Here is an 11,792-nt window from a genome sequence, read left to right as displayed (position 1 = left end):
CGAGAATTTGAAGTACGTGCCGCTAAATAGGAGAAAATAGCGGTCGCTGTGCGCTTTCAAAGCGCGTGCAGTTCAACCCTCGCGGTTGCCAGGACCGGTAGCCCGCGCACTGTTTAACTGAAATTAGATAGAAAGGTTCTCCACCATGAAAAAGCTGATGATCGCCGCCGTGATTGGCGCACTGTCCACGACGATGCTGACTGTCGCGACTGACGCCGCCGCACAAACGGCGACCACCGCCACGAAGCCGGCTGCCAAGGCTGTGGCGAAGCGCCCGCAACCGAAACGCCTGATCAAGCGCAAGGCCAACCCGGCCAAGGAAGCGAAGGTCGATCCGATTCTGGACGGCTCCGAAAAGTGGTCGTGCAACGAAGGTCTGGCATTCGACCTGAAGGGCGACATGAAGCGTGACCAGATCGTCACGGTTCACTGGGCGAACAAAAACTACAATTTGCCGCGCGAAGCGACCACCACGGGCGCAGACCGTTTCCACGACGCTGCATCGGGTATGGATCTCGTCGTGATCCCGACGAAGGCGATGTTGTTCTCGGATAAGGACAGCTCGCGTCTGGCCGACGAATGCAAGACGGCAGCCATGATCCAGGGCGCGCCGGCTCCGACGCAATCGAACGCGATCAACAAGACCAACTAATCAGTTACATCAGGAAAGCTCCCCGATGTCCGCTCCGATTTCCAACGTGCGACCCGACCCGGACCCAGTCCTGGTCGATATTGTCGATTACGTGCTGGATTTCCCGATCGACAGCACGCTCGCGCTGGACACCGCGCGTAACTGCCTGATCGATACACTCGGCTGCGGACTCGAGGCGCTCACCTACCCGGCGTGCACCAAGCTGATGGGACCGATCGTGCCCGGCACGATCGTCCCCAACGGCGCGAAGGTGCCGGGAACTTCCTTCCAGCTGGATCCGGTTCAGGCCGCCTTCAACATCGGCGCGATGATCCGCTGGCTGGACTTCAACGATACCTGGCTGGCAGCGGAATGGGGCCATCCGTCGGATAACCTCGGCGGGATTCTGGCGACAGCCGACTGGCTCTCGCGCAGTGCCATCGCAGCGGGCAAGAAGCCGCTGACGATGAAAGACGTGTTGATCGGCATGATCAAGGCGCACGAAATTCAAGGTTGTATCGCGCTCGAGAACTCGTTCAACAAGGTCGGGCTCGATCATGTTCTGCTGGTGAAGCTGGCGTCGACCGCAGTGGTCGGCCAGATGATCGGTTTGACGCGCGACGAGTTGATCAACGCGGTATCGCAAGCATTTGTCGATGGGCATGCGTTGCGCACCTACCGCCATGCGCCGAATACCGGCTCACGCAAGTCGTGGGCCGCAGGCGATGCGACGTCGCGCGCCGTGCGTCTCGCGCTGATTGCGAAGACCGGCGAAATGGGTTATCCGTCGGTGCTGACGGCTAAAACCTGGGGCTTTTACGATGTCCTGTTCAAGGGCAACCCGTTCAGGTTTCAGCGTCCGTACGGCTCGTACGTGATGGAAAACGTGCTCTTCAAAATTTCGTTTCCGGCAGAATTCCACGCGCAAACAGCGGTGGAAGCGGCCATGAAGCTGCACGCGCAGCTCGCAACTCAACGCAAGCGCGTAGAAGACATCAAAAAGATCACGATCCGCACCCACGAAGCCGCGATCCGCATCATCGACAAGAAAGGCCCCCTGAACAATCCGGCCGACCGCGATCACTGCATTCAGTACATGATCGCCGTGCCATTGGTCCACGGCCGCCTGACGGCTGCGGACTATGAAGATTCGATCGCGCAGGACGCGCGACTCGATGTGCTGCGCGCAAAGATGGAATGTGTCGAAGACGCGCAGTTCACGAAGGATTACCACGATCCGGAGAAGCGTTCGATCGCCAATGCACTGACGGTCGAATTCAACGATGGGTCGACGTTCGACGAAGTTGTAGTCGAATACCCGATCGGTCACAAGCGTCGTCGCGAAGACGGGATTCCGTTGCTGGTCGAGAAGTTCAAGACCAATCTCGCGCGCCGCTTTCCGGTCAGGCAACAACTGGCGATTCTCGACGTGTCGCTCGATCAGGCAAGGCTCGAAGCCATGCCGGTCAATGAATACGTCGATCTGTACGTCATCTAGTTAAGTTAAGTACTGTAGTTCCGCGATCAAACCAAGGAAAACACCATGGCCCACAACCTCCACAAAACGCTCAAGGAATTCGACAGCGGTTCCGGCAAAGGCAAGTTCTACTCCCTGCCGCAACTCGGCAAGGCACTGAACATCAAGATCGACCGCCTGCCGGTATCGATCCGTATCGTGCTGGAATCGGTGCTGCGTAACTACGACGGCAAGAAGATCGCCGAAGAACACATCACGCAACTCGCGAACTGGAAGCCGACCGCAGCACGCGTCGACGAAATCCCGTTCGTCGTGTCGCGCGTCGTGCTGCAAGATTTTACCGGCGTGCCGCTGCTCGCCGACATCGCTGCAATGCGCGGTGTCGCGAAACACATGGGCAAGGATCCGAAGTCGATCGAACCGCTGGTCCCGGTCGATCTGGTGGTCGATCACTCGGTGCAGATCGATCACTTCCGCGAAAAGAACGCGCTCGATCTGAACATGAAACTGGAATTCCAGCGCAACAACGAGCGCTACCAGTTCATGAAGTGGGGCATGCAGGCATTCGACACGTTCAAGGTCGTGCCGCCGGGCGTCGGTATCGTTCACCAGGTGAACCTGGAGTACCTCGCACGCGGCGTGCACAAGAAGGCCGAAGGCGCGGACACGGTGTACTACCCGGATTCGCTGGTCGGCACCGACAGCCACACCACGATGATCAACGGTATCGGCGTGGTGGGCTGGGGCGTGGGCGGTATTGAAGCTGAAGCCGGCATGCTCGGCCAGCCGGTGTACTTCCTGACGCCGGACGTGGTGGGCGTCGAACTGAAGGGCAAGCTGCGCGAAGGCCTCACGGCGACCGACCTGGTCCTGACCGTTACCGAACTGCTGCGCAAGGAAAAGGTTGTCGGCAAGTTCGTCGAGTTCTTTGGCGAAGGCACGAAGTCGCTGTCGCTGCCGGACCGCGCAACCATCGGCAACATGGCGCCGGAATACGGCGCAACCATGGGCTTCTTCCCGGTCGACGAAAAAACCATCGACTACTTCAAGGGCACGGGCCGCACCGACGCAGAAATCTCCGCCTTCGAAAACTACTTCAAGGCGCAGGGTCTGTTCGGTATTCCGAAGGCTGGCCAGATCGACTACACCAAGGTCGTGACGCTGGATCTCGGCACGGTGACGCCGTCGCTGGCAGGTCCGAAGCGCCCGCAAGACCGTATCGAAATCGGTCATGTGAAGTCGACCTTCAGCGACCTGTTCTCGAAGCCGGTGGCAGAAAACGGCTTCGCGAAGAAGTCGGAAGACCTCGACGCGCAATACACGACGAGCAACGGCGTCGACGTGAAGAACGGCGACATCCTGATCGCCGCCATCACGTCGTGCACGAACACGTCGAACCCGAGCGTCTTGTTGGCTGCTGGCTTGCTGGCGAAGAAGGCTGTGGAAGCCGGCCTGACGGTCGCTCCGCACATCAAGACCTCGCTGGCTCCGGGATCGCGCATCGTCACGGAATACCTGACGAAGACCGACTTGATGAAGTACCTCGACAAGCTCGGTTTCACGTTGGCCGCTTACGGTTGCACGACCTGTATCGGTAACGCGGGCGATCTGACGCCGGAACTGAACGAAGCGATCACGAAGAACGACATCGTCGCGGCAGCGGTTCTGTCGGGCAACCGTAACTTCGAAGCACGTATTCACCCGAACATCCGGGCGAACTTCCTGGCCTCGCCGCCGCTGGTTGTCGCTTACGCGATCGCCGGCAACATCACGCGCGACCTGATGACCGAACCGGTCGGCAAGGGCAAGGGCGGCAAGGACGTCTACCTGGGCGACATCTGGCCGACCAGCGAAGAAGTCGACGCACTGCTCAAGTTTGCGCTGGACGCAGATGCGTTCCGCAAGAACTACTCGGCGCTGACCAAGAAGGGCGACCTGTGGAGCAAGATCGAAGGCGAAGAAGGTCAAGTCTACGACTGGCCGAAGTCGACCTACATCGCTGAGCCGCCGTTCTTCGGCAAGGACTTCTCGATGACGCCGGCCGACAGCATCGCTCCGGTCAAGGGCGCGCGCGCACTGGGCATCTTCGGTGACTCGGTTACGACCGACCACATCAGCCCGGCTGGTTCGATCAAGGAAGACTCGCCGGCAGGCAAGTGGCTGAAGGCAAACGGCGTGCAGAAGGCCGACTTCAACAGCTACGGCTCACGCCGCGGCAACCACGACGTGATGATGCGCGGCACGTTCGCGAACGTCCGGATCAAGAATCTGATGATCCCGGTGAAGGCAGACGGCTCGCGCGTTGAAGGCGGTTTGACGATTCACCAGCCGAGCGGCGAACAAGAGTCCATCTATGACGCAGCGATGAAGTACATCGACGCGGGCACGCCGACGGTTGTGTTTGCCGGTGAAGAGTACGGCACGGGCTCGTCGCGTGACTGGGCTGCGAAGGGTACGCAACTGCTGGGCGTGAAGGCTGTGGTCGCGCGCAGCTTCGAGCGGATTCACCGTTCGAACCTGGTCGGCATGGGCGTGTTGCCGCTGCAGTTCAAGGGCTCGGACAGCGTGCAATCGCTCGGTATTACCGGCGAAGAAACGTTCGATGTTGAAGGCCTGGGCAACGACTTCAAGCCGCAACAGGAAGTGACGCTGGTGATTCACGGCAAGGACGGCAAGGAGAAACGCGTGCAGGTGCTGCTGCGTATCGATACGCCGATCGAAGTGGACTACTACAAGCACGGCGGGATTCTGCCGTTCGTGCTGCGTTCGCTGCTGGCTGCTTAAGGTATTTGCTTACGCGTGCTGTAACTGCGTAAGCGCTGTTTTGCAGGGGCTGCGTCCTGTGGAGGACGCAGCCGACTTTAGAAGCCCGGCTTTGGCCGGGCTTTTTTTATTTGCCCGCTCGCTCCTGTTGTTACTTAAATGCGTCCGGGTTGTCGGTGATCCTGCGTTGGGTCATGCGGGCATTCCAGTTGGTGTCGGACGGCACGCTCGCACGCATGGTCGGGGCCGGACGATGTTGCTGGGCAGCCCAGTTCATCCACGACGCGTCGTCTGTCGAAACGTCGTTATGTGTTACGCCAGCGGTCCACTCGGGCTGCTTCGACGCTGCGGGAGTCGAGGCCGGCCTGGTGGCACGACTCAAGGCCATGCGTTCGTTGACGTGGGCTTCGGACAGACGCGCCACCTTGACCCGCTTCACGGTCTTTTCCGTAGGGGTTGCGGTGCTGTCGTTGCGGGACGTGATCTGCACGGTCTGCTTCGGCACGATGGAAAACGCTCGCGCAACTTGCTTCGTCGCAACGTACGGCGGAGATGCGGCCTGAGTGTCCTGCTTCGGGACGGCAGGCGATGCGGACACGACTTGCATAGCCTGCGCTGGCACAACAGGCGATACAGACACCACTTGCGTAGCCCGCGCCGATACAACAGGAGACACCGGTTTAGCCTGCGCGTCTTGCTTGGGTGCAGTTGGCGGCAACGGCACGGTTTGGGCGACTTGCGTGGGCGCGCCAGCAGACTCTGCCGCCGCTACGTGTGCGGACTGAGCCTTCGCTGGCGCGTCGGCGTTCACCGACGTCGCCGGCGCCGCGCTCGCTGCTGCGGCGACGGTTGGGGCCGCCGCCTTCCCGCCCGCAATCTCTGCTTGCCAGGCTGCAACCACCGGCGTGACAGACGGCTTCTTCGCCTTCTCCGCGTCCTTCATCGAGCACGTGACCAGCAGCCATGTCAGCGCGATGGTACAGCCAGCGAAGATCGCCCCAGCCAGGAGATGATCGGAGCGCGACGAACACGCTCGGGCCGTGTCCATTTGCAGATAGCGTTTCGCTTCTGCCACTGCAGCGTCAAAGCTGTGGGTGTCTACGCGTTGCGGCGGCGCCTTATAGAACAGCACGTGCTTCACGCCTGGCGGAAACATGCTAACCCGCGGCAGCTTGGCGATTTCGCTAACGGCGTGATGCACCGCTTGGCGCAGCACACGGTGGCGCGAACCGAACGGCGGCGGCAAGCCGTCAAACGGTCGTGGCAACGGAATCGTCAGATCGCCTTCGATCAAGGCTAGCGGTCGAGTCATTGCAGGTTGCTCCGAGGTAGGTCGATCGCCTGGTCGAGTTGATTCATCAACGCGTGCGCGCGCTTCGCAAGCGCCTGGACGACGCCCGTTTCAGGTTCGGGTTCGGCCAGGCTGGCGCGCCGCAGCGCTTCCATCAAACTTTGCGCGCCGACAAGACCTACGGCTCCACTCAGTCTGTGCAGCAACGAGCGCAACCCGGCGATGTCGCCGAGATGAGTTAACCCGCTCATGCGCTCCAGATCGTCGTCCATCGAACGCCGCCAGCCGCCGAGAAACGTGTGGAGATCGATACCCTCGTCAGAAAGCGCGTCGAGATAGCGGCGTTCGAAAGGTTCAGATTGGGCACTTGCGGAAGTTTCCTTCTGCGCGGCAATGCCTGGCAGAAGTGCCTGTGCATTGCGAGCAGGTTCTGCGAGCGGCTCCCATTGCTCCACGGTGAACGGCGCATTAAAGCTCGCGCGCGTGACGGAATGTGAGTCGCTTGCAACGGAAAGCTCACCTTGCATACGCTTCGCGAGTATCTGGCAGAGCGGCAAGCACGCGTCAGCATCGCCGAACCGCTCGCCCGGGAGCGATTCGTCAGGGTTCGGCCCAAAAAGTTGCAGCTGAGCGGCCTCGGAGGGTTCTTCACCGGCGTGCGTCACGTTCATAAAAATTTGCTGCGAACCAGTGTTCAACGGCTCCGCTCGCACGACGAGTGCAATCTCACCGTTCGTGTTGAGTTGAATCGTGCGATTGATCAGATGGAAGAACATCTGACCGAGTCGACCGCTGTCGACGAGAATCCGCTCCGCGACCGTTTGATCAACGCTCGAGCTCAAGTGCAAGCCACGCTGAACCGCGGATGGAGACAACAGCGCAACAACGCTGTCGATGAGCTCGCGTAGATTCGTCGCGCTCTCGTCGAGAACGAAGGCACGCGACTCCAGTGGCGAAACTTCCAGCAGGTCGTGAAGCGTTTGGGTCCACGTGCGCACTGCGGATTGAATCACGACCATCTGCGCGCGTTGAGCGGACGGCATGGCCGCCGTTTCGAACGATTCAAGCAGACCCGCTACTGCGGTCAACGGAGCTTCCGCGTAAAGGCGCATCGCGCCGAGCAGCCAGAGCCGCTCCTGTCTCGCAGCGGCGCTCGCCTGAGTGGACGCCGCAAAGCGTGCAGCCTGCTCGCGCGCTTCGGCCGCATCACACCGGCGGGTCCATGTGTCCTCAGCGTGGTGCAGTTTCTCCGCAGCGCGCCGCAGCGCAGCACGAGACAGGCACGCACCGGCCAGCGCAACGACAGCCGGCGCCGCGAGCGCCACTAACCACGTTTGCTGCTCGATCGCGCCATCCTTTGCGGCCGTTACCGGTTGGCCCGCGGATTTGTGGTTATCAGTCGAAGCAAGCTTGAGGGATGCGCCGGCAGCGGTATTGTCGCGCGAATCAGGATCACAGGCCGGCTGCCCGAGTTGTCCTACTGCGTCGCGTGCGGCCAGCGCAGCAGCCGCAGGCGAATCGTCCACTTGCAGCGCGCGCGGCGTACTGTCGACTAACGGCGCCGCATTGGCGCGTATCGAGAGCATGCATAGCAGTGCAAATGCAAACAGACAGCCCAACACCGTCGCAAAACGGATCGAAGTGAGCCCCGCTTTGCGAGAGAAAGAGTGAGAAACGCGCGACGCACGACGGTGCGCGCCCGCTAAAGAACCAGGCAGGCCCATTTTATTCATAGCCCGCAAAACTCAGTCGATCAGCCGATGCAACGAAGCAAACTCGATCAGCGCTGCCAAAGAAGACAAACCAAGCTTTTCCTGGATGCGGCTCTTGTACGTACTCACTGTTTTGTCGCTTATGAAATCATCCCCTTGCCACGCTGATGCTTACCATCGGTAAGCCCCAAAACATTCTGTCGATCGATGCAGAACCCATGATCCGCCCTCCATACAAGAAAGCAGGCGTCAACAAGTATTTTCCACCCGATTCGCGCGCGACAGCGCCCCCGCCTTATTGCAGGGGATGGCAGGGAATTAAGAATATGGAGCTCGTAGCGAGCCGGGGATACAACGCGTGCGAGTCGAAATATTGACCGGCTGCACGACGTCGGCATCCATCAATACTTACGGTCATTCTTGACGCATGGGCACGCTATGAAGCAGCGGCCACAAACTCAATCTCGACGCGGCGATTCGGTGCAAGACACCGCACCAGTTCGTCGCGCTTCGTTTGCTCACAGTTGACCACCTGATTCGCACTGCCTTGACCCTGCGCAATTATCGGCAATGTCACGCCGTGATTGCGCAGATACTGCTTTACCGTTTGCGCACGCTGCACAGACAGACTCTGGTTGTGGGCGTCGCTACCGAGGCGGTCGGCGTAGCCGACAATCTTAAGTTCGCGTATTGCGGGAACCTTCTTCAGACCAGTCACCACGTCATCGAGACGTTGCTTGCCGGACGGCAGGATCGCGGCCTCATTCCCGCCATCGAAGCGGAACAGGGAATCGGCTCGTAGCGTTATTTTTTTAGGCACCTGCGCCACGGCTACCGCTGCCGGCGTCTGCTTCGTCTGCTTCGTCTGCTTGCATTGCAACGCCGTTTCCGCCGACACCCGCAAGTTGCTCTGGATTTCCGGCAAACGCTTTTCAGCCGTGGAGAAACTTCGCATCCATGCGTCATGCCCGGCATGCATCAGTTCGACTTCGGCACAGGCGAGAGGCCGTTGCGCATCAGGACATTCGGCAATGGCGGGATCGCCCTTGATGGTATTGACGATCTTCCAGAGATCAGGACGCACGGTCGACACCGTACGCAGAGCCGGGTTAGCTGCGGATAACGGCGTGCCATTTTCGAGACCGATCGTAATCGTTGCAGCCTGACCGATCGCTTCCTCAACGAAACCCCAGTGATCGTTACCCTGCCGCGCCTGCAGGCCAGCATCGATCCAGCACTGCGCCTTTGCCTGGAAATAGCCGTTCTTTTCGCCCGGCACTTGATTGAGCCGCTGTTGCAACGATGCCAGCGCCATGCGGCTGCTGACAATCGGAGCGTAGGTGTTGACCCATTGTCCATTAGCCGCGCCTGCAGCTTCGTCCTGCGAGGCAACGACGCCAGTTTTCAACACGGTGGCATCTTCAATACCGAGTCGATCACGCGCGGCGTGGTCCGCGCAGCCTGACAAGGCCAGCGCACACACTAGCATCGTTAGCTGAAATTTCATTGATTTTCTGCGTCGAGCGCATCTTATTTAAGAAGGCTCAGTATGAAGAGACGCAGAGAGGTGGGGAATGGGAAGATTCTTATAAACACGTGGGAAAGTTGCGGCGCAAGGATTCACGCCGCATAACAGATGTCATATGGCTCAGACTTAATTGCGGACTGCCCGAGCCGCATTCCGCCCCCGCAACCACTCCAGCGCCAGCAACAGGCACGTGGAAAACACAATCAGAATCGTCGCAAGCGCGGCAATTGTCGGGCTGATGTTCTCGCGAATCCCGGTGAACATCTGCCGCGGCAGCGTGGTCTGATCCGCTCCTGCCAGGAACAGCGTCACCACCACTTCATCGAACGATGTTGCGAACGCGAACAGGGCGCCCGAAATCACGCCCGGTGCAATCACCGGCAACGTGATGCGGAAAAACGTCTTCACCGGATTTGCGCCCAGCGACAAACTGGCACGCACCAGGTTGTAGTTGAAGCCTTGCAGCGTCGCCGCCACCGTCGTCACGACAAACGGCACGCCTAGCGACGCATGCGCCAGGATCAGCCCGATATAGGTATTGGCCAGCCCGAGCGGCGCGAAGAACAGATACATGCCGACGCCGACCACCACCACCGGCACGATCATCGGCGAAATCAGGATCGCCATCAGCAGCGCTTTGCCGCGGAAGTTCGCTTTGGTCAGGCCGATTGCAGCCAGTGTGCCGAGTACGGTTGCGACGACCGTGGCAGAAGGCGCCACGATAAAGCTGTTCTTCGCCGCCATGCGCCATTCATCGGACATAATCAGGTTCTGATACCAGCGCAGTGACCAGCCCGGAATCGGATAGACCAGAAACGTGCTCGACGAAAATGACAACGGCACGATCGCCAGCACCGGCAGAATCAGATACAGCAGCGTCAGCACTGCAAGCGCACGCAGCGCGAAATACCACACGCGTTCAACCCAGGACGTATGCGGCGCAAACAGGGGCTTGGCTAGTTTCATCGCGAATCAGTTCCGTTCTGGCGTTCAGCCGAGGCTCAGGGAAGAACGCGTGAAGCGCCCATAGATCACATACAACACAAGCGTCGCGGCGAGCAGCAAACCGCCGAGCGCACACGCCATGCCCCAATTGATCGTCACGTTGGTGAAGTACGCGACGTAATAGCTGACCATTTGATCGTTCGGTCCACCGAGCAGCGCCGGCGTGATGTAGTAGCCGATTGCCAGAATGAACACCAGCAGTGCGCCGGCACCGATGCCCGGATACGTCTGCGGCACATATACTCGCCAGAACGCAGCGAACGGATGACTGCCGAGCGAAATGGCCGCACGTTGATAAGTCGGCGGGATCGATTTCATTACGCTGTAGAGCGGCAGAATCATGAACGGCAGCAGAATGTGCGTCATCGAGATATACACGCCGGTGCGGTTAAACAGCAGCGACAACGGATCGTGCAACAAACCACTGGCGATCAACGCTTTATTCACCAACCCCTCGCTTTGCAGAATCACGATCCACGCGGCGACGCGCACGAGGATCGAAGTCCAGAACGGAATCAGCACCAGAATCATCACCAGATTCGCGCGACGATCGGACAGCGTCGAGATCCAGTAAGCGAGCGGGTAGCCGAGCAGCAGAGCAAAGAACGTCACGGCGGCGCCGATCACGAACGTGCGGCTAAACACGTGCAGATAAATCTGTTGGTCGGGATCGGTCTCCCTGATGTGACCGAAAGCGTCCTGCTTATGGTCTAAAGACGCTAGCAGATAGAACGGTGAATAGGCGCCGGAGTTCTTGGCAATCGCTTGCCAATAAGCGATATCGTTCCAGCGCTCGTCGAGCTCGACGAACTTGGCGTGCATTTGCGCGGGCGTCAGCGTCAGCGGCTTGCTGTTGTCGTCGACGAACGGCATGGCGCGCGCCGACTTCGCGACCAGCGAGCGATAGCCGGGAATCTCCACATTCAACCGACGCGCCAATGCACCCATGCCGTCGCTATCTGCGACAGCGGTCAGATCGACAGCCAACGCAGCATACGCGGCGTCGGGGGGCGGCGTCTTGCGATCCCAGCCGCTCAACGCACTCAGCGTATGCGGCAGCGCATTGACCACCTCCGGATTCTGCGCGGCGCGCGTCAATAGCGCGCCAATCGGCACGACGAAAATCAGCAGCAAAAAAATCGCGAGCGGCGCAATCAGCAACAGCGCCATTGCGCGCTTCTTCGCTTCCGCGGCCTTCAGTTCCCGCTTGAGCTTAACACTCGACTCAGGCGTCGAATCAGCGGCGATCGACATCGTATTCACACCCATCCCCTGTCGATCCGGAGTTAGCGCTTTAGCGCTTACTCCGGTCCCATGCAACGCGGTCGATCCGGAGTTAGCGCTTCAGCGCTTACTCCGGTCCCATGCACCCAGCTGTTCGCACA

General features: G+C 59.8%; 8 protein-coding genes and 1 pseudogene. 3 read left to right on the top strand and 6 right to left on the bottom strand.

Annotated elements, in window-relative coordinates; translation table 11 throughout:
• Positions 1-145 precede the first annotated feature (145 nt).
• Genes PQR40_RS21840 through acnA form a run of 3 tightly spaced genes read left to right on the top strand, consistent with a single transcriptional unit; the run spans position 146 to position 4,892 of the window.
• Entirely contained in the window at positions 146-652 is a 507-nt protein-coding gene (locus PQR40_RS21840; protein WP_408336738.1) for a hypothetical protein, read from the top strand.
• Between the two features lie 25 nt (positions 653-677).
• Complete coding sequence (locus PQR40_RS21835; protein ID WP_408239104.1) at positions 678-2,129, top strand: bifunctional 2-methylcitrate dehydratase/aconitate hydratase; 1,452 nt, start codon at positions 678-680, stop codon at positions 2,127-2,129.
• 45 nt (positions 2,130-2,174) lie between these two features.
• A complete protein-coding gene (gene acnA / locus PQR40_RS21830) occupies positions 2,175-4,892 on the top strand; it encodes an aconitate hydratase AcnA (RefSeq protein ID WP_408239101.1) in 2,718 nt (905 codons plus the stop codon).
• Between the two features lie 130 nt (positions 4,893-5,022).
• On the opposite strand, the gene PQR40_RS21825 is transcribed toward acnA, so the two are convergent.
• From PQR40_RS21825 to PQR40_RS21800, 6 genes and pseudogenes are all read right to left on the bottom strand, one after another.
• The gene (locus tag PQR40_RS21825) at positions 5,023-6,183 is read right to left on the bottom strand and encodes a hypothetical protein (protein ID WP_408509862.1); all 1,161 of its coding nucleotides are present in this window, start codon (positions 6,181-6,183) and stop codon (positions 5,023-5,025) included.
• Positions 6,180-7,748, bottom strand: a complete 1,569-nt coding sequence (locus PQR40_RS21820) for a sensor histidine kinase (RefSeq protein ID WP_408509861.1) — start codon at positions 7,746-7,748, stop codon at positions 6,180-6,182. Before PQR40_RS21820 ends, PQR40_RS21825 begins: the two co-directional genes overlap by 4 nt.
• Positions 7,749-7,907: 159 nt before the next feature.
• A pseudogene (locus PQR40_RS21815) lies at positions 7,908-8,021 on the bottom strand (LuxR C-terminal-related transcriptional regulator); the annotation flags it as partial.
• A gap of 289 nt (positions 8,022-8,310) precedes the next feature.
• Positions 8,311-9,381, bottom strand: coding sequence for an OmpA family protein (locus PQR40_RS21810; protein ID WP_408509860.1), 1,071 nt, complete (start codon positions 9,379-9,381; stop codon positions 8,311-8,313).
• Positions 9,382-9,528: 147 nt separating this feature from the next.
• Positions 9,529-10,368: an ABC transporter permease gene (locus PQR40_RS21805; RefSeq protein ID WP_408509859.1), complete on the bottom strand. Its 840-nt coding sequence runs from the start codon at positions 10,366-10,368 to the stop codon at positions 9,529-9,531.
• Positions 10,369-10,392: 24 nt separating this feature from the next.
• Positions 10,393-11,661 (bottom strand): ABC transporter permease, encoded by a 1,269-nt coding sequence (locus tag PQR40_RS21800; protein WP_408389789.1) that lies wholly within the window; start codon positions 11,659-11,661, stop codon positions 10,393-10,395.
• Positions 11,662-11,792 lie beyond the last annotated feature (131 nt).

The organism is Paraburkholderia sediminicola (genome assembly GCF_046026855.1).
Lineage (GTDB): Bacteria > Pseudomonadota > Gammaproteobacteria > Burkholderiales > Burkholderiaceae > Paraburkholderia > Paraburkholderia sediminicola_A.
This window is presented reverse-complemented; position numbering and strand designations above follow the sequence as displayed.